The sequence below is a fragment of the Rothia nasimurium genome (genome assembly GCF_004569295.1).
GTDB classification, from domain to species: domain Bacteria; phylum Actinomycetota; class Actinomycetes; order Actinomycetales; family Micrococcaceae; genus Rothia; species Rothia nasimurium_B.
This window is the reverse complement of record NZ_SPQC01000004.1, coordinates 71,670-89,407: the sequence shown is the minus strand read 5'-3', so window position 1 is coordinate 89,407 and position 17,738 is coordinate 71,670. Positions and strand designations below refer to the sequence as shown.

Annotated in this window: 19 protein-coding genes; 6 read left to right on the top strand and 13 right to left on the bottom strand. The window is 60.5% G+C overall.

Annotated elements, in window-relative coordinates; translation table 11 throughout:
- The coding region (locus E4U03_RS02080) for a siderophore-interacting protein (protein WP_135011328.1) at window positions 1-767 on the top strand (767 nt) is incomplete at its 5' end.
- Window positions 768-794: 27 nt separating this feature from the next.
- Here E4U03_RS02080 and E4U03_RS02075 read toward each other — a convergent pair.
- Window positions 795-1,934 carry a glycerate kinase gene (locus E4U03_RS02075; RefSeq protein WP_135011327.1) on the bottom strand — a complete coding sequence of 380 codons (1,140 nt, stop codon included), beginning with the start codon at window positions 1,932-1,934 and terminating at the stop codon, window positions 795-797.
- A gap of 670 nt (window positions 1,935-2,604) precedes the next feature.
- On the opposite strand from E4U03_RS02075, the gene E4U03_RS13525 reads away from it, so the two are divergent.
- Window positions 2,605-2,733, top strand: a complete 129-nt coding sequence (locus E4U03_RS13525; RefSeq protein ID WP_265588546.1) for a hypothetical protein — start codon at window positions 2,605-2,607, stop codon at window positions 2,731-2,733.
- Between the two features lie 444 nt (window positions 2,734-3,177).
- Here the strand turns inward: E4U03_RS13525 and E4U03_RS02070 are convergent, their stop codons facing one another.
- From E4U03_RS02070 to E4U03_RS02035, 8 genes are all read right to left on the bottom strand, one after another.
- Window positions 3,178-4,416: a DUF418 domain-containing protein gene (locus E4U03_RS02070; protein ID WP_135011326.1), complete on the bottom strand. Its 1,239-nt coding sequence runs from the start codon at window positions 4,414-4,416 to the stop codon at window positions 3,178-3,180.
- 329 nt (window positions 4,417-4,745) lie between these two features.
- A complete protein-coding gene (locus E4U03_RS02065) occupies window positions 4,746-5,072 on the bottom strand; it encodes a hypothetical protein (protein ID WP_135011325.1) in 327 nt (108 codons plus the stop codon).
- Between the two features lie 132 nt (window positions 5,073-5,204).
- Window positions 5,205-5,654: a 50S ribosomal protein L9 gene (gene rplI, locus E4U03_RS02060; RefSeq protein WP_135011324.1), complete on the bottom strand. Its 450-nt coding sequence runs from the start codon at window positions 5,652-5,654 to the stop codon at window positions 5,205-5,207.
- 22 nt (window positions 5,655-5,676) lie between these two features.
- On the bottom strand, window positions 5,677-5,913 hold the full coding sequence (gene rpsR / locus E4U03_RS02055) for a 30S ribosomal protein S18 (RefSeq protein WP_004005948.1): 237 nt from the start codon (window positions 5,911-5,913) through the stop codon (window positions 5,677-5,679).
- Between the two features lie 129 nt (window positions 5,914-6,042).
- The gene (locus E4U03_RS02050) at window positions 6,043-6,711 is read right to left on the bottom strand and encodes a single-stranded DNA-binding protein (RefSeq protein WP_135011323.1); all 669 of its coding nucleotides are present in this window, start codon (window positions 6,709-6,711) and stop codon (window positions 6,043-6,045) included.
- An 88-nt stretch (window positions 6,712-6,799) separates the two neighbouring features.
- Window positions 6,800-7,105, bottom strand: coding sequence for a 30S ribosomal protein S6 (rpsF, locus tag E4U03_RS02045; protein WP_135011322.1), 306 nt, complete (start codon window positions 7,103-7,105; stop codon window positions 6,800-6,802).
- Between the two features lie 176 nt (window positions 7,106-7,281).
- A complete protein-coding gene (locus E4U03_RS02040) occupies window positions 7,282-7,635 on the bottom strand; it encodes a TM2 domain-containing protein (protein WP_135011321.1) in 354 nt (117 codons plus the stop codon).
- Window positions 7,636-7,660: 25 nt separating this feature from the next.
- Window positions 7,661-8,932, bottom strand: coding sequence for a hypothetical protein (locus E4U03_RS02035; protein ID WP_135011320.1), 1,272 nt, complete (start codon window positions 8,930-8,932; stop codon window positions 7,661-7,663).
- A 182-nt stretch (window positions 8,933-9,114) separates the two neighbouring features.
- Here E4U03_RS02035 and E4U03_RS02030 point away from each other — a divergent pair, with 182 nt between their 5' ends.
- Complete coding sequence (locus tag E4U03_RS02030) at window positions 9,115-9,909, top strand: hypothetical protein (protein ID WP_135011319.1); 795 nt, start codon at window positions 9,115-9,117, stop codon at window positions 9,907-9,909.
- A gap of 100 nt (window positions 9,910-10,009) precedes the next feature.
- Here the strand turns inward: E4U03_RS02030 and E4U03_RS02025 are convergent, their stop codons facing one another.
- The 4 genes from E4U03_RS02025 to E4U03_RS02010 all read right to left on the bottom strand — a co-directional run bounded on the left by E4U03_RS02025 (window position 10,010) and on the right by E4U03_RS02010 (window position 14,095).
- Complete coding sequence (locus E4U03_RS02025) at window positions 10,010-10,906, bottom strand: ABC transporter permease subunit (RefSeq protein WP_135011318.1); 897 nt, start codon at window positions 10,904-10,906, stop codon at window positions 10,010-10,012.
- A gap of 2 nt (window positions 10,907-10,908) precedes the next feature.
- Window positions 10,909-11,925: an ABC transporter ATP-binding protein gene (locus E4U03_RS02020; RefSeq protein ID WP_135011317.1), complete on the bottom strand. Its 1,017-nt coding sequence runs from the start codon at window positions 11,923-11,925 to the stop codon at window positions 10,909-10,911.
- A gap of 119 nt (window positions 11,926-12,044) precedes the next feature.
- Window positions 12,045-12,623: a helix-turn-helix domain-containing protein gene (locus E4U03_RS02015; RefSeq protein WP_135011316.1), complete on the bottom strand. Its 579-nt coding sequence runs from the start codon at window positions 12,621-12,623 to the stop codon at window positions 12,045-12,047.
- A 65-nt stretch (window positions 12,624-12,688) separates the two neighbouring features.
- Complete coding sequence (locus E4U03_RS02010) at window positions 12,689-14,095, bottom strand: CCA tRNA nucleotidyltransferase (RefSeq protein ID WP_135011315.1); 1,407 nt, start codon at window positions 14,093-14,095, stop codon at window positions 12,689-12,691.
- A 92-nt stretch (window positions 14,096-14,187) separates the two neighbouring features.
- Here E4U03_RS02010 and E4U03_RS02005 point away from each other — a divergent pair, with 92 nt between their 5' ends.
- From E4U03_RS02005 to E4U03_RS01995, 3 genes are read left to right on the top strand one after another with little or no spacing between them, the layout of a single operon-like run.
- On the top strand, window positions 14,188-14,691 hold the full coding sequence (locus E4U03_RS02005; protein ID WP_135011314.1) for an NUDIX domain-containing protein: 504 nt from the start codon (window positions 14,188-14,190) through the stop codon (window positions 14,689-14,691).
- A gap of 24 nt (window positions 14,692-14,715) precedes the next feature.
- Window positions 14,716-16,398 carry a murein biosynthesis integral membrane protein MurJ gene (gene murJ / locus E4U03_RS02000; RefSeq protein WP_135011313.1) on the top strand — a complete coding sequence of 561 codons (1,683 nt, stop codon included), beginning with the start codon at window positions 14,716-14,718 and terminating at the stop codon, window positions 16,396-16,398.
- A gap of 49 nt (window positions 16,399-16,447) precedes the next feature.
- Window positions 16,448-17,701: a serine/threonine protein kinase gene (locus tag E4U03_RS01995; protein WP_135011312.1), complete on the top strand. Its 1,254-nt coding sequence runs from the start codon at window positions 16,448-16,450 to the stop codon at window positions 17,699-17,701.
- Window positions 17,702-17,738: the final 37 nt, after the last annotated feature.

Genomic DNA, 17,738 nt, shown 5'->3' with positions numbered 1-17,738 from the left:
GGGCGGGAGCGTCCTACCCCCAGCCGATGAAGTCGGGCAAGTACCGGGGCGATTACTCCCACTATCGGGTGACCGAGGTGGGGCAGCTGACACCCACCGTCATGCGGGTAGTTGCTGAGCCAGTGGGTGACAAGCGGGTTGAGGCCCAGGGGTTGGTGGGTGAGTACGTCTACCTGGTGACCGGCAAGAAAGGGGAGGTGCTGACCGTGCCGACCTTTGAGAAGGGCAAGGCGCGATGGAGCCAGCCGACCACCACCGCCAAGTACACGGTCAGGAACTTTGACGAGCGCACCGGGGCGCTGGAAATCAACATCATGCTGCACGAGCACGGGGCTGGAACCACCTGGGCCCGCACCGTTGCCGTGGGCGATAGTGCCCATTTTCTGGGGGCGAAGTCGGGGTACTCCATCAGCAACGACTACGACTTTTACCTGCTAGCCGGGGACGAAAGCGGCCTACCCGGTATGGCCCGCTGGATCGAGAGCCTGCCCGCGAGCGCCCGGGGTGTGGCCGTGATTGAGGTGCCCGGGGAGGCGTCGCAGCAGGTGATTGCTGCTCCTGAGAACTTTGAGGTGGTCTGGGTGGATTCTGCCCGGCGCGGGGCTCTGGCTGAGGCCGTGATGGCTTACCCCCTGCCGGAGGGGTCGGTGTGTACCTGGTTGGCGGGTGAGTCCGGGTCTATTCACCCCCTGCGTATCTGGGCGCGGCGGGAGCTGGGCGTGCCCAAGGGGCACGGCTATGCCAAGGGCTACTGGAAGAAGAAGTAGCCCTCGCGCCGCGGTAGGGAGAAGGGGCTAGCGCAGGTGAGTGCTGGCGATGGTGGCCGCTAGTTCGTGAAGGTAAGGACGCGGGTTAGCCAGGGATTCTTCCAGAGTAGCCAGGGTGTCGCCCACGACCGAGTAGACGGCGGTGAAGCCGGCTTCGCGGGCCCGACTGGGGGAGAGTTCGCTGATTCCGCAGACGGCAATGACCGGCAGGTTGCGGGCGGAGGCTTCTGCCGCGACTCCTGCCGGGCCCTTGCCCTGGAGGGTTTGTTCGTCGAATTTCCCTTCACCGGTGATGACGATATCTGCCTGCTCAAGGGCCCGGTGGAAGCCGGTGAGCTCGAAACAGACATCCACACCGGGGCGCATGGTGGCCCCGAGCACCGACAGGCAGGCAAAGCCCAGGCCACCGGCGGCACCTGCGCCGGGAGAATCAGCGAATGTTCCACGTGAAACATTGAGGGTTTCTTCTACCGCATCGGCTAGTTTTTGCAGGTTCTGGTTAAGTTGGGGCACCTGCTCTTCGGTAGCCCCCTTCTGGGGCCCGTAGACCACAGCAGCGCCGGACGGGCCACACAGCGGGTTAGTCACGTCGCTCGCCATAATGATCTCTACCCCGGATAGGCGCTCATCAAGCCCGGCCATATCAACAGAAGCTAGCTGCCCCAGCGCTCCGCCGCCGGGGGCAAGCTCGCGCCCGGCGGCGTCCTGAAGTTTCACACCGAGCGCCTGCATGAGCCCCGCTCCCCCGTCGGTGCTAGCCGATCCACCCAGGCCGACCACGAGCGTCCGCACACCCGCGCCCACCGCGTGCAGAATCAGCTCACCGGCCCCAAAGGAGGTGGCCCGCCAGGTATCCAGCTGGTCTTCGCACAGGCGGGCAATGCCGCCCGCTTCAGCGATTTCGAGGACGGCCGTGCGTTCAGCTGGCGAGTAGGCGTAGCGGGCGGTCACCGGCTGGCCAGCGAAGGGGCCCGTGACGGTGCAGGTGACCTCGCTGTAGCCGGCAGCCAGGGCGGCGTCTACGGTGCCGTCGCCGCCGTCTGCAATGGGGCAGGTGATGATCTCCTCGCACCCGTCAACCCCCTCTAGCCCGGCGGCGAGCGCCTCGGTGAGCTGCGCGCCGGTGAGAGTGCCCTTGAACTTATCGACAGCGATTAAAACCTTCATGGGTCTATTATGCGCCTGCCTCTCTAGGAGGTGACTTTCAGCCCCACAACACCTGCCACAATCATGAGCAAGAAGAGGGGCAGCCTGCGTCCCTCCATACTTCCACCTAGATACCCCACGCCGAGACCAAAGCGCAATCTTTTTGAGGCCAACTTGTTATATAAATAATCTTGCTTATTAAAAAGAGGTTGATAAAGTGTTTTGCACCGCATATGAAAAATTGAGAAGTTTGAAGTTAACCACGACTGCACAACGACTGTTCTTGAGTCAGGAACCATTATTTACCCTGACACCAACAGAGTAGGTTGATACTACTGGGAAGATTAGCCTTGAAAACGTTTAAGCCCTTACCCTCGGTTCTATTAGCTAGTTGCTTATTGCTTGTTCAGATAGTAACAGCGCTCAAAGCACTCCCACCCCCAGCCAAACAACACATCATACATCTACCCCATCTGCCAGCGTCACCCCACCCCTTCCATCAGATGAAGCAGCAACACGTATCACCTTTGACTCTGAAACAATTGAGGGGCAACCTGGTGTTGCTGTCGAAGGTGTGGACTATTACCTCATCGCTTGGTGCTCTGACCATGGGGGCTTCTCAGCAGAAGTATGGGACGCTCAGGGGTTCATCATGTCGCAGGGTCTACCCTGCCTACCTCAACAAACCACCATGGCTACAGCTTTAACCGGCCAAGGCCAGGAAATCTGGATTGAACTCAAAGGCGTATCAGGCAAGTACCCCAGCCAGGGGTTCGTAGAGATAGCCCCTATGCCAGCTCCTACCCCTGCCGGCCAGTAACTTGATATGTACTTGTGCTGGATGAGGGGATTCGGCGATTGCTTGGGATATTTAAGCAGAATGACAGAATATCGTTTTGCTCGCCTTTTTCTCTTCCGCAGGTCCACATACATCGCTGCGAAAACGATGGGGCCGGGTCCCCCGACCCAGCCCCATCAATACACACACATTTACACATCGGGGCTAGGCCCCATGCAAGAAACACACACTACTGCTTTCTTGAGATTCTCCAGTGCCACCCTGCGGGCAGCTGCTCTTTCGAACCTTGTACCTCTAGTATGGCGGAGCCTTCTTAAGCTCCTATATATCGTTCCTGTGTGCCAGCTGGGAATGTGGAGCGGTAGTCTGTCTAGGGTTCTTAGCTCGTGTGCAGAGAAAAACGTGCACACACGCCAAGAAACCTAGACAGCACCCCAGGCCGCGGGCGAAGCCTCTGCCCCTCAGCTAATTCAGCCCGCCTTTACCGTAAGACATCCTGCGGTGCAGGGCCTCTAGCGGGCCGGGCTTGCCCGCCGCTTCAAGAGTCACCGCCGCAAGAACCGTCACCAGCCACCCAGCGGTGCCAACCAGCAGAAGCACGGAGGCACCGGCGTCCGCAAAGAGCCCCAGGGCAAAGTCGCCGAAGACCACTAAGAAAATCACCGACTGCAACACGTAACCGGTCATAGACCGCTTACCCAGGGCAATCAGGGGCCGAAGCGGGGCGGTGACGGGGGCACCGGCGTCCGTGCGCTCCTGAACCCCGGCAAGTGCCAGCGCCAGCAGGGCAATAAAGCCCGGGCCACCCAGAACCCCCAGGGTCATCGTGAGCACCCCGAAAACGCCGGTATGCAGCACACCCAGGGCCTCAAGCCCGGCAGGAATACCGGTGCCCAGGGCAGCAACCAGGCCCACCCCGGCCAGCCACACCAGCACCCGGCGGTGACGCGCAGGGTCAGCCAGCACGCCCTCACGCGCCAACACAAACCCCAGCAGCATCAGCGGGAGCAACATAAAAGCCTGCAACGGCACACTAAGGAAGCTACCGAGCAGCACAATCAGGCCGTTGAGCAGTACCGACCAGTAGCTCGTTATGGGCAGTAGGCCGCCGCTGCTACCCCCGTTCAGTAGCTCCTGGAGTTGGCCAGCACCGAGCACCGCCTCAAGCAGGAGCACCCCGGCCAGAGCTACCAGGTTGGTCACGGCAAAAAGCGTACCGGCCACCCAGAGCAAGACCTTGGTGCGCACCGCGATTAAGCAGGCCATGAATAGGCCAATCAGGCCGTAGGCCAGCATGATGTCGCCCCAGAAAAGAAAGACCATGTGTAGGACTCCAAAGATCGCCAGCATACCGTAGCGGCGGGCAATCACTCCGCGGGCCTTAGGCAGCGGGTAGCTGCGCCGATAGAGACTGGCAGCGATCAGCCCCACACCAAAGCCCAGCAGGGTCGAGAACATGGGGAAGCCGCGGGCATGCACGAAGGAGGTGGTGAACATGATGGTCAGCTTGTCCCAGAAGCTGCCATCTACCACCCGGCCCGTCATCGAGGCCGGGCCACCGGCAAAGACCACCCAGGCGGTGGTCACGTTAGCCACCGCGATGCCCCAGAGCATCAGCCCTCGGGCGACATCGGGCACAAGCATGCGAGGTGCAGGAAGAGTCTGAGGGGACTGGGGCTGAAGGGTCTGGTGTGGGCGCTCCATCGCTACCTTTCGTGTGTGGGGTCTCTGCTTCTACCCTAGAGAAAACGGCGCTAGGACACATCCGCCGGGCGGGTGAAAAACGCTTTAAACACTGATGGCGAGACCCCCATACTGGTCTCGCCATCGGTGAGTGAAAACCGGGTTCAGCATTACCCGCTTTTCGAAGCACACACACATTCGCTTCTTATAGCCTTTCGAGCTGTTACATCTATATAACCGCACTAGGCTTGAACTGGGTTTTGAGTTGCCTGGGAGCAAGCTGGGTATTTTTGCGGACGCCCGTGGGCACCTCCCGGGCGCGGGCAGGCACCGGCCACCCCGGGGAACTTCTAGGAGAAGTAGCTAATCAGGAAGAACCAGAGCACCGGGTTAGCCAGCACAGACACCACCAGAATCACGATGAACCAGAGCGTATGCCGGGCAAAGCGCAGCAGACCCACCAGGGCCAGCACAAAGGCCAGGGTAGCTGCCACAACAGAAATCGCCATGAACCCTAAGAAGGTCGCTAGAACCGTTGAGGGCGACCCCACGTTCACCACAAAAGCCAACACCAGCGTCAGTACCGCCACGCCCTCGGTGACCGCAGCCGCAATCAGGGTCTGGGTGCTCTGGGGGCGGCGGGTACGGACAGAAGGAGGTGTCGATTGTAAAGCCATACCCTCTAGCATGCCAGACTCCCCTGTAAAAACCGCAAGCCCACCACACGCAGAACGCCCCGCTCCCCCAAGAAGGGGGGAACGGGGGCGTCCTAATGATGCTAGAAACCTAGCGAATAATCCTCAAGGGAATTACTCGGCTACGACGTCCAGCTCAACGTTGGCTACAACGTCTTCGTGCAGACGCACAGAAACGGTGTAAACGCCGGTGCGCTTGATAGCGGAACCGAGGTTGATCGCACGCTTGTCGACGGAGCCTGCGCCTGATGCCTCAATGGCGTCAGCAACGTGCTCAGCCTTGACGGTGCCGAAGAGGCGGCCGTCAGCGCCAGCCTTGTGAGCAACGACAACGGGCTTTGCTGACAGAGCAGCTGCGGTTGCCTTTGCTTCTTCGAGGTTAGCCTTGGCGCGAGCAGCGCGTGCTGCGCGGATGGACTCAACCTGCTTTTCGCCACCTACAGTCCAGGTGACTGCGAAGCCGCGGGGCAGCAGGTAGTTACGTGCGTAGCCGTCCTTTACGGTGACGACGTCGCCAGCGGCACCGAGACCGGTGACTTCCTGAGTAAGAATGATCTTAGCCATGTTCTTCTACTCTCCTATCGATTTAGCGGCCAGCGCCTGAGTAGGGCAGCAGTGCAACTTCGCGGGCGTTCTTGATTGCCTGAGCGATCTTGCGCTGTTCCTGAACGGTCACGCCGGTGACGCGACGTGCACGGATCTTGCCGCGGTCGGAGATGAACTTACGCAGAAGTGCGACGTCCTTGTAGTCGATTACGGTGACGTCAGCAGCCTTCAGGGGGTTCTGCTTGGGTTTGGGCTTGCGGATTTCAGCCTTAGCCATCGTGGTGCTCCTTTTTCTGGTGGGAGCCCGCGGGATAAACCGCGGGATGGATGAATATTTTATCTTGGTTCAAAGAAGGACGCCGGGCGCCCCTTCCCTTCTGCCGTGCAGGCGGTGCCTACCCGGGGTTTAGAAAGGGGGTTCGTCGTCTGCGCCGGATCCCCAGTCGTAGTTACCACCGGACTGCTGGCCCCAGGGGTCAGCAGCGGGTGCCTGCTGGGCAGGTGCGGCCTGGGGGGCTGCTGCGGGTGCGGCAGGGGCAGCGTTGAAGTTGCCCTGCTGTGCGCCGCCGGTGTTGCCACCGAAGCCGCCCTGGTTGCCGTAGCCTGCGCCGCCGCCGTAACCACCCTGGCCACCGGCATTGAAGCCGTTGCCCTGCTGGTTGCCGTAGCCGCCGCCGAAGCCCTGGTCGCCACCGAAGTTGCCACCTGGGCGCTGGTTGCGGGATACGTTAGCGGAGGCGAAGCGAAGTGAGGGACCGACTTCTTCGATCTCTAGCTCCATGCTGGTGCGGCGTTCGCCTTCTTTGGTTTCATACGAGCGAGACTTCAGACGGCCCTGCGCGATAACGCGCATGCCCTTCTTCAGGGTCTCGGCGACGTTCTCGGCAGCTTCACGCCAGACGCTGGCGCGCAGGAAGAGGGTCTCGCCTTCTTTCCATTCGCCGGATGCGCGGTCGAAGTTGCGGGGAGTCGAAGCGATCGTGAAGTTAGCTACCGCTGCACCGTTGGGGGTGAAGCGAAGCTCAGGATCGCCGGTCAGGTTACCGATGACGGTAATGACGGTATCGCCAGCCATGTGATGCCTCCAGTCGTAATAAGAGTAAGTATTTGAAGTTTTGCACGGGGGTCTGACATTTTAGTGAATAGGGCCCCATCTCAAACATTTACTTGGAGGAGATCTGCTGATCTTCCGGGCGGATGATCTTGGTGCGCATGACGGATTCGTTCAGGTTCAGAACGCGGTCCAGTTCAGCTGCAGTCTCGGGGGTTGAGGTGAAGTTAACGACGGCGTAGATGCCTTCGGACTTCTTCTGGATTTCGTAAGCGAGCTTACGGCGGCCCCAGATGTCCATGTTGTCAACGGTGCCGTTGTCCTTGGTGACAACTTCGAGGAACTTGGTGAGGGTGGGCTCTACAGCCTTGTCCTCTACCTCGGGGTTGAGGATAACCATCAGTTCGTATGCACGCATGATTAAACCCCTCCTTTGGGCTAAGCGGCTATGGGATTTCCATAGCAGGAGATTACGTACGGTCTGGCCGGTCTCAGGTGTTGGCCGAGTGCCAGCACAGACTTGACCAACTTTACCGCAGGACGCCCGGTTTGGGTAGGGGTGGCGCGGTTAAAGCGGTGTTGTTCACAGCACCATTAGTAGATGCGGCGGTTGGCCAAAGTATTGAGGTAGCCGACGCGTACGGGGATGGTGAAGAGGTCCCAGATCATGACGATGACTAGGGGGATGTAGAAGATCCAGCCAATGAAGGGCACGGCCGCGGTGATGCCGCCGGCGATGAAGTTACCCACGATGTAGAAGATACCCATGAAGGGCTGGCGCAGGTAGAACTTGTGGGCCCCGAGCCACCAGAGGAAGAAGAAAAGCAGGTAGGCCACCAGGGTGGACTTGGCCTGCACGATGTAGACCGGCTGGCCCTGGGCAAAGGAGCGGGCGCGGCCGGGGTTGTTGATATAGGTGGGCTGGTAGTGCTGGGGCTGTTCGGGCATGGTCTCCTGCCTTTAGAAGGTGGGCCTAGAGTGAGGCCACAAATTTTTGGAGGGTGGATTTGGCGGCGTCTTCGCTGTTGATGGCTTGGCGCAGCTGGGCTTCGCTTTCTTCGCTGCCGCCCAGGCCCACGCTGATGCTAGCTTGGGCTCCATCTGAGACTACCTCAGCGTTGATATAGAAGGGGATGATTTCTCGTTGGGCTTTACCGTTAGCCAGGTAGGTAACTTCGAAGGTGGCTTGACGGTAGCGAGCGGCCCGCCAGACTCGGGGGTCGGTGCGGTCTGGTACCAGGTAGAAGGCGGGGCGGTCGGTGAGTTTCCAGATGACGTTGCTGATGGTGGCGGTGGAGTCTTCCCCGTGCAGGGCCGAGGTGGGGCACCCAGCAACATCGAGGCGGCGGGCGCTTTCGCAACGTTCCAACCAGGAGGTGATGAGGTTGTTAGTTTCGTTCCACATGCGGGGGGAGGGGCGCACGTCGAGGGTGAGCTCCTGAGTGCTTGTTCCGCTACCTGGCAGGGGTGCGGTGACGGTGTGGTCGGCATGCCTGAGGGTGTAGTAGGAGCTGCTGGGCAGGGTGAAATCGTAGGTGCCAGGCAGGGTGGGGATAACCCACTGGTAGCCTGCCTCTGTTTCTGTACGGCGCGTAACGGGAAGGTCGAGGGACTGGCCGTTGACCTGCACCCCGGCGAGCGCCACCGGCGCGGTGAGGGTGAGGTAGGACTGGGCTGGGGTGGCAAGTTGCCAGCTGTCGTTGAAGGGCCCGGTGCGGGGTATCCGGGTGAGGGGCAGGGTGAGCTGGTGGTCTTGCCCGGCAACGGTGGCGAGGACGCTGGCTGTGACCTGCCCGGTGGCGTCCTGACTGGTGCCGGTGATGGTGTAGTTTTCTACGCGCCCCTGGGTGGCGCGGTAGATGGAGTTGGTGAGGTAGGTGTAGGTGAAGTCGCTGTAGGCACCGCGGTCGATACCGGCGATGTAGTCGCCGCGTTCGAGGGCGCTCATATATCGGTCTACGCTGTCTTCGGGGGTGTGAGTGAGGGAGAGGTAGTTGCCTACAGCGGCGACCAGTATGGCGAGCAGGGTGACGAAGAGGGTGGTGAGGGTAAGGCGGACGCGGACGGTACGGGCGTCCTTGCGGGTAAGGACGCCGGCGGCGCGCCCGGAGAACTCCCCAACCTGGCCGGGGATTCGGCTTACTCGCTGGATGGAGGTGGTGAAGGTGTCGCGCACAGCATCAGGTGTGGCGTGCGCGGCGGCACTGGCCAGCCACCTGTCGCCGTTCTGTTTACGCTCAACCATGGCTCTATTTTACGAGGTAAGGGCTGCGGTAGGGGTTGAGAGGCCAGGTTTGCCAACCTGTGAGACGGGTAAAAGTTTTACCCGCTCAGGCTGGGTTGCACCTTACCACTGAAGTATCTGTCTGACCAAAGCCGGTATCGCAGCCACCTGCGGCCGGCTTTTTCTCTGCCCGAAAGTTGTTCATGGTCGAAGTTGCCCTGAGCGTCTTCCTGCCCCTGCTACTGTTCTGGGAGGCTCAGAATATTTCCCTGCGCGGCATTAAGCAGGCCCAGCGCTGCCCCCGCGTCAGCACCACCCAGTCCCGTGTGCTCAGCCGCCCGGTCTGGGGCCTTACCTCCTATGTGCTCAATGCCTTCCTCTTCCTGCTCGTTGGCCTGCACCTGCCCACCACGGTCAGGGGGCTCAGCAGCGATACTCTCTCACACGCCCTCTTCGCCACGGTGGTGCTCTACCTGGCCATGATGTCCGCCCGCTGGATCTTCGGTGACCCCTTCCCCTACCGCGACGTCATCCTCTTCGTGACCAGCGGTATCGTGATTCTCTCCCTGGTGGTACAGGGCGCTCTGCTGCCCCTGGCCGTCCGCTGGTCAGCCGCCACCCCCAACCCCGCAGAAGCCCACCAGCGGAGCGAAGAAGAAGAACTTCAAGAGGCCTACACCGTCACCTACCACAAGGTCATGGACCAGCTCCCTCAGCTTGCCCAAGAAGCGGGTGCATCCCCTGAACTGGAACAGAAAATTCGGGAAGAGTGGATCCGCCACTTCGGCCAGCATGCCGAGCAGCCCGAAACCGCCGCAGCAGCTTCTGAAGAACTGGCGGTTGAAAACGACCTGAGGTTGAGGGTCATTCGGGCTTCACGCGAGCAGTCCATTCTTTTGCGCGACCGGGGAGTAATTGATGATAAAGCCCTGATTGAGATGATGGACCGCTACGACATCGAAGAGATGCGTCTGGTAGGCCCCCTGCATCTTGAATAGCCTCTCTACTGCGAAGGACAGAGAGCCTTAGTTCAGTAAGCAGAAAAGAGCCGGTTACCCCGTCGAGGGTAACCGGCTCTTGTGTCTCAGGGCTAGCTTTTTAGCCGCGGGTATCGGTGAGAGTAAACCGCAGGTAGCCCAGCAGGGCGGGCACAGCGGCCCAGAGCGCAAACCAGGCGCCGCCTTCCAGGTAGCTGATGTCGGCGTCTGAACTCAGGTCGTAGGTGAGAATGACACGGCCCAAGCCCGAGGGCAGGTAGTTGTAGGCGTCCGCTACCCACTCGAACTGGCCCATGAAGATAGCGGCAATGATGGGCAGTACGAAGAGCAGGAAGACCACCATGACGATGCCGCCGGCGTTATTGCGGAAGAGGGCACCGAAGCCGTAGCCCATCCAGGTCATGAACATGAAGTAAATGCCCACGGCCGCCCAGTTGAGTACCAGCCCGTCGGTGAATTCCAGGGTGTCTCGGATAGCTGAATCAAGCACGAGGTAGCCGGCAGCATAGGCCAGGGCAGCCAGTACAAAGCCCAGTACGAAGCCGTAGACGCTCAGAACCAGTAGCTTGGCGATGTAGAGCGATGAGCGGCGGGGAACAACGATTAGACTAGTGTGTATAGACCGAGTGGCATATTCAGCACCGATAAATACAGCTGCGACAGCCGCAATGAGCATATTAGCTAGATCAACGCCAGAGGCACCCAGGGCATATGCCATATTGGTCATAGATTCGATGCCGGCGTTGGTTTGAGCCATACCTTCAGAGGCCTGAGCCATCATCTCAGCACTCTCTGCCATGGAGTTCAACATGAGGGAGTACAGCGGGGCCATACCCACCATGACCACAACCAGAACCAGGGTCATAACCCAGTTGGTGGTGAGGGTGCGGAACTTCAGCACCTCAGAGCGCAGCACACCCCAGAAGGTCAGCTTGCGTTCGGCAAAACGGGAGTGGTTGACCTGCGCGGACGCGGGAGAAACAGATGCGGTGGTCATGGTTAGTTCTCCTGTGCTGAGGTTGAGGACCAGGGGGTTGCCGGGGCGGAGACTCCCGCCGGGAGCTGGGAGCTGGCGGGGGCGTCCGTACCGCCGTCGGGCTGAGGGGTAGCGAAGCTAGCCGAGGTGTATTCTACGTCGTCGCGGGTCATATTCATGTAGACCTGCTCCAAGGTGGACTTCTGCGGGGTGAGCTCGTGCAGCAGTACGCCGGCCTCCTGGGCCAGGCGGGCCAGGTCGCGGACGTCCGCCTGCTCCACCATCAGGCCATCCGTTTCGAGGGCGGTGAAGGTGTGGCCGGCCTCATTCAGGGCGGTAGCGAAGGTATCGCGGGCGTCGGTGCGCACAAGAACCTTGTTTTCATCACCGATTTTCAGGAAGTCTTCCATGGAGCAGTTAGCCAGCAAACGGCCGCGGCCAATCACAATAAGGTCGTCGGCAGTCTGGGACATCTCACTCATCAGGTGGGAAGAGATCAGCACGGCCCGGCCCTCAGAGGCCAGGTGGCGGGCCAGGTTACGCACCCAGATCACGCCTTCGGGGTCAAGGCCGTTGACGGGTTCATCGAGGATGATGTTCTGGGGGTCACCCAGCAGGGCGGCTGCAATGCCCATGCGCTGGCCCATACCCAGGGAGAAGCCCTTGACCTTCTTCTTTGAGACAGCGGCCAGGCCAGTCATCTCAATAACCTCGTCAACACGGGATTTCGGGATGCCGTGCGTCAGCGCCAGTGAGCGCAGGTGGGCTGCCCCGTTACGCCCGGGGTGCATGGCTTTGGCGTCGAGGAGGGCGCCGACAGAGGTGAGCGGGCTTTTGAGGGAGCGGTAGGGCTGGCCGTCGACCAGGGCGCTGCCCTTGGAAGGCCTTTCTAGTCCTACCAGCATGCGCATGGTGGTGGATTTGCCTGCGCCGTTGGGGCCGAGAAAGCCGGTAACTCGGCCGTTGGGCACGGTGAAGCTGATGTCGTTGACGGCCGTTTTAGGGCCGTAGGTTTTGGTGAGGTTTCTGACCTCGAGCATGGGTCTCCCCTTGTTGTGCGTGACGGTATCACTTTTAACACTAGGGGGTCAGACTGAAGAAAACATCAGCCTGCGGGGTGAGTTCTTCATGCACCTTAGGAATGGAGCAGATGTATGGACTACCGCAGGATTTCTACCAGTTCGTCTATCAGAGCTCGTGTTTCAGACCAGTAGCCCTCACTGAGCCGCTGGCTCACGGCAGACTGACTTATCCCAAGTTTTTCAGCTATCTGTTTCTGAGACAACCCCTGACGAGCCATTTCTCCTGCCTGCTGGCGGGTTTCTTGCCGGTCTATTTCAAGACGGGCGAGCAGGCTCAGGGCTCTATCAACCAGCTGAGCTACCGCTACAGACCCAGCGAAGCAGCAGCGTCCTTTTGTTTTTTTAGCCCGCTCAACCGCTCTGCGGGCGTACTCAAAGGCAGGCCCGGCCCCTGCCCGAGTTTCTGCAGGTAGCGGGACGTTTACCGAGCCCTCCCTTATGCCCACGTACCAGTGACCGGCACGCACCAGAGCAAGAGCGGTTACAAGCGCAGCAGCTGGGTCGTCGAACACCGCTTGGGCTTCGTCGCCTGCGGTGCGCTGGAATGGACAGACTGGGGCGCCACCACCCTCTAGCCCATCGACAAGGGTAAAGAGGTCGGGGATTCGGTCCTTATCACCGGATGAGCCCACCTGGTCAACAGTCAGAACAAACATAAGATAAGCATATAGCCTTATATATTCATATATAAGGCTATATGCTTATACCCAAGTTTCTGGCCTTACTTTTTACTCCATTCCAGCAGGCGGGCCGTTGCTTCTTCCTTGCCCAGGGCGCCTTCATCCAGGCGCAGGTTAAGCAAGAACTTGTAGGCCTGCCCCACCTGAGGGCCAGGCTTGATGCCCAGAATCGCCATGATTTCTTCGCCGTCCAAATCGGGGCGAATGGCGTCCAGCTCCTCCTGCTCGGCCAGCTCTGCGATGCGACGCTCCAGGTCATCATAGGCGGACGCGATGCGGTTGGCCTTGCGCTTGTTGCGGGTGGTGACGTCCGCCCGGGTCAGCCGGTGCAGGCGCTCCAGCAGGTCCCCGGCGTCGCGTACGTAGCGGCGCACCGCAGAGTCCGACCAGCCGGCGTCCCCGTAGCCGTAGAAGCGCATGTGGAGCTCTACCAGGCGGGCAACGGCCTTGATGGTGTCGTTATCGAAGCGCAGCTCGCGCATGCGCTTCTTGGTGAGCTTAGCCCCCACCACGTCGTGGTGCAGGAAGCTCACGGCCCCGTTGCTCTCAAACTTGCGGGTGGCGGGCTTGCCAATATCGTGCATGAGGGCGGCAAAGCGCAGGATGAAGTCGGGGCCGGGCACTGCACCGTCCGCACCGGTTTCGAGGGCAGCTGCCTGCTCCATGACGGTCAGGGAGTGCTGGTAGACGTCCTTGTGGCGGTGGTGCTCGTCGACCTCCAGTTTGAGCGCCGGGATTTCGGGCAGAACAAAGGACGCCAGCCCCGACTCCACAAGCAGATCAACGCCGCGGCGGGGGGCGGCACCGCAGATGAGCTTGACCAGCTCGTCGCGCACGCGCTCAGCCGAAATAATCTGAATCCGGTCAGCCATATCAACCATGGCCTCAAAGACCTCGGGGGCCAGGTCAATATCCAGGCGGGAGGCGAAGCGGGCGGCGCGCATCATGCGCAGCGGGTCGTCCGAAAAGGACGCCTGCGGGGTGCCGGGGGTACGGATAATGCCCTTGTGCAGGTCCTCCTGCCCCCCAAAGGGGTCAACCAGTTCAAGGGAGGGCAGACGCAGGGCCATAGAGTTGATGGTGAAGTCGCGGCGGAAGAGGTCTTCCTTCAAATCTGTACCGAAAGCAACGACCGGCTTACGAGAATCAGGGTCGTACTTTTCAGCACGGTAGGTGGTGATTTCAACCATCTCATTGCCCTTGCGGATGCCGATGGTGCCGTACTCCTTGCCAATCTCCCAGGTAGCGTCAGCCCAGCCGTCCACCACAGCCAGAGTTTCATCGGGAGTGGCGTTGGTAGTGAAGTCCAAATCTACCGAGGTTTCCCCCAAAAACAGGTCACGGACGGGCCCGCCCACCAGGGCCAGCTCAAAGCCAGCGCGGGCAAACAACTCGCCCGCCTCAAGTGCTACCGGGTGAATGAGGGAAGTATCAAAAACATGCGCCATAACCCTTCAATCGTGCCAGCAAACCGCATAAGTTACCACTTACACCCTCAACTTTTAAAACATCACCCCTCTCTATCGGTTAAGGTAAAGACATGACTTTTCCTATTCCCCGGGCACCAAAGAAGCGGGCTTTCACGCCCGTTGCTGCCATGCCCACGGTTGAGGAGGTCTCTGCAGGCGGCGTCATCGTCAACTTTGACGACCGCAACCTGCCCGTTGCCATCATCGCCCGCATCAACCGCGGCGGGCGTCTGGAATGGTGCCTACCCAAGGGCCACCCCGAGGGGGACGAGTCCAAGGCGGCAGCTGCGGCCCGCGAAATTGAAGAAGAAACCGGCATCTCTGGCGATGTGATTACCTCGCTGGGGTCCATTGACTACTGGTTCAACGTTTCGGGGCACCGTGTGCATAAGACGGTTCACCACTTCTTGTTCTCTGCGACCGGTGGCGAGCTCACCACCGAGAACGACCCTGACCACGAGGCGGTTGACGTCGCCTGGGTCAATATTGACGATTTGGGGCGTAGACTCTCGTTCCCCAACGAGCGGCGCATCGCTGAGATTGCCCGTGAGTACATCATTCACCAGCTCTCCTAGCTGACTGAGTAGATAAGGATTCCCGTGGCACGTTCCGGTGCTTTATCCAGCGCAATTATGGCCGCTGGTACGCTCGTTTCGAGGGTTCTCGGCTTCGTTAAAACCTTCCTGATTACTGTTGCTCTCGGTGCTACAACCACCGTGGGCGATATTTTTGAAACCGCTAACACCCTGCCCAATCTGATTTATGTGCTGGTGGCTGGCGGTATTTTTAATGCTGTGCTGGTGCCGCAGATTATCAAGGCAGCTAAGCACGATGACGGCGGCTCCGACTACGTCTCACGTCTGGTGACGCTGGCGATCAGCGGTATCGCCGCGGTGACCGCTGTGGTTCTGCCCTTCTCCTGGCCCATCATTGCGGTCATGGGCAGTAAGTGGACGCCCGAGCAGCAGCACTTCGGTTGGATTTTCGCCCTCTGGTGTCTGCCCCAGATTTTCTTCTACGGCCTCTACACGGTGCTGGGACAGGTGCTGAACGCCCGAGGGGCCTTCGGCTGGTATATGTGGGCCCCCGTCCTCAACAACGTGGTGGCTATCGCCGCCCTGGTCGTTTTCATCATGGCCTTTGGCCCCCAAGACGTCACCACCAACCCGCCCTTCCACAACCTGGAGAGCTGGACGTCCGCCCAGACCCTGGTGCTGGCCGGTTCAGCGACCCTGGGTGTGGCCCTGCAGGCCCTGATTCTCTTTATCCCCCTGCGCAAGGTGGGCCTGAAGCTGCGCCCCAAGTTTGGTTGGCGAAGCATCGGCCTGGGCACCGCAGCCAACCTAGCCGGGTGGACGCTGGCCACCGGCATCATCTCCAACCTGGCCTTCCTCTACCTGGCTAAGGTAGCGGCCGGTGTTGTCGGCGCCCGCGAGGACTTCCTGGCCATGGGCGTGCAGATTCCCGGCGTGCAAGCCCTGAACTACTCTTCTATGCTCTACTCCCTGCCCCACGGCGTCATTGGCCTCTCCATCGCCACGGTCCTCTTCAACCGCATGTCGGCTGCCTCGCAGGACGACGACCACACCTCGGTAGCCACCACGCTCTCGTCCGGCCTGCGTACCGCCTCTATCGCCACCATCTTCTGCGCTGTAGCCCTCATCGTCTTTGCCGGGCCCATCGGCATGATCTTCGGCGGCGGCTCCCAGCAGGCAGGCGCTGTGATCGGCCAGACCATCGCCGTCATAGCCCTGGGTGGCCCCTTCCTCACCATCGCCTTCATGATGGGCCGTGTCTTCTACTCCCAAGAAGACGCCAAAACCCCCTTCTACATTCAGCTCTTCTCAGCTGTCGTCATCATGGCGATGGGCTTCATCGCCTCCCGCCTTGCCTCCCAGCACATCATCTACGGCCTGGCCCTCACCTACGCCCTGCAGAACGTGCTGGCGGTCTACCTGAACCACCGCGTCCTTGCCCGCCGCCTCGGCGACTACGGGGTGCGCGAACTCGTCTCAACCCACGCCCGCGTGTCCTTCGCCTCTATCGGCGCAGGTCTAGCAGGCGCCGCCGCCCTCTACCTGCTGGGCGGCTACACCTTCGACGGCTTCGCCTGGGCCTCACGAGGTAGCGCCTTCATCACCGTCCTTACAGGCGGCGTCGTCATGGCGATTGCCTACTACGCCATGCTCATGCTCTTCCGCGTGCGCGAACTCGACACCCTCATGAACCCGATTATGGCGAAAATCGGTATGCGCCGCCCCACTGCCCGCCACAGAGGGTAAACTCAGTAACCTAACCAATCACTCACCCATTCGCAACGGGAGGCCCCACTTGACACAGCAGATTCCCCTCAACACCCTGCTGGGAGATCGCTACAAAGTCACCGCGCACCTGCTCGACACAGCCAGCGGCGACGCCGTGCTAGACGGCCTTGATACGGTACTCGGCCGCAAGGTCTCCATCCTTGTAGCTGCCCCCGACCACAATCGTCTGCTGGTCACCAATGCCCGCAACTCCAGCACGCTTTCCCGTTCCGCTGTGCAGGTGCTCGACCTGGGCAACCACAGCGAGCGCACCTACCTGATTACCTCCCATTCCCGCCCCGACACCCTGCTCGACATACTCCTGACCGAGGGCGGCAGCAACTCCGCTGAAGAGTTCGGCGAAGAAATCTTTGGCGACACCGGCTCTATGACCGCCCCCAATACCTACGTGGTGGCTAAGGAAAAAACCGCTGAGCAGGGTCAGGACGCCGGCGCGGCAGCAGGTGCCGCAACGGTAGCGGGTGCAACCGCCATCTCTGCCACCCGCAACCTCTCCACCGTAGAGGAAAAACCCGCCGACGAGTTCGAAGAATACGACGCCGAAGAAGAGGGCTACTACGAGGGTGACGAGCCCACCGAACGCAACGGTGGCATGTGGGTCGTTGGTATTGCGGCCGTCCTGCTACTCGTTATCGGCGCCGGAGCCGTCTTTGCCAGCCTCGGCAGCATGGTAGATTCTGATGCCTCAAAGCAGGTACTCAACACCAACGGCAGCGCCGTAGCCACCACTGCGTCACCCAGTGCCTCAGCGAGCGCGTCCGCATCAGCCACTCCCAGCCCCACCGCTCTGCCCACCCCCAAGATTGAGGGCACCTTCACCCGCACGGTACCGTCCGCTCCCACCCTCATGGCAGAAAGCGACTCCCTACTAGGCAACCTGACCGACGGCAACACCTCTACCACCTGGCTATCCCTGGCCTTCGGGTCCGCTAACTTCGGCGGCCTCACCGATTCCTTCTACCTCTCAGCCAAGCTCGACGAGGCAACCACCGTCAACAGCATCACCATCAACCAGGTATCGGGTGTAGGTGGCGCCTTCACCGTCTACGCCAACGACTCAGCCTCTGTTCAGGGAGCTACAGAAATCGGCTCCGGTAGCTTCGCAGCCACCGGTGACACTACCGTCCAGCTCAATAAGGATGCCCAGGCCGGTAAGACCAAATACATCATCGTTAAGTTCACCAGCGCACCGCAGCTGAGCCAGCCCATCGTATCGGGCTACGTCTACGGCCTGCGACTGGCAGAAATTTCCGTCAAGTAACAGCACATCTACCGCCGGCGGGTGGGTTGGGAATAAA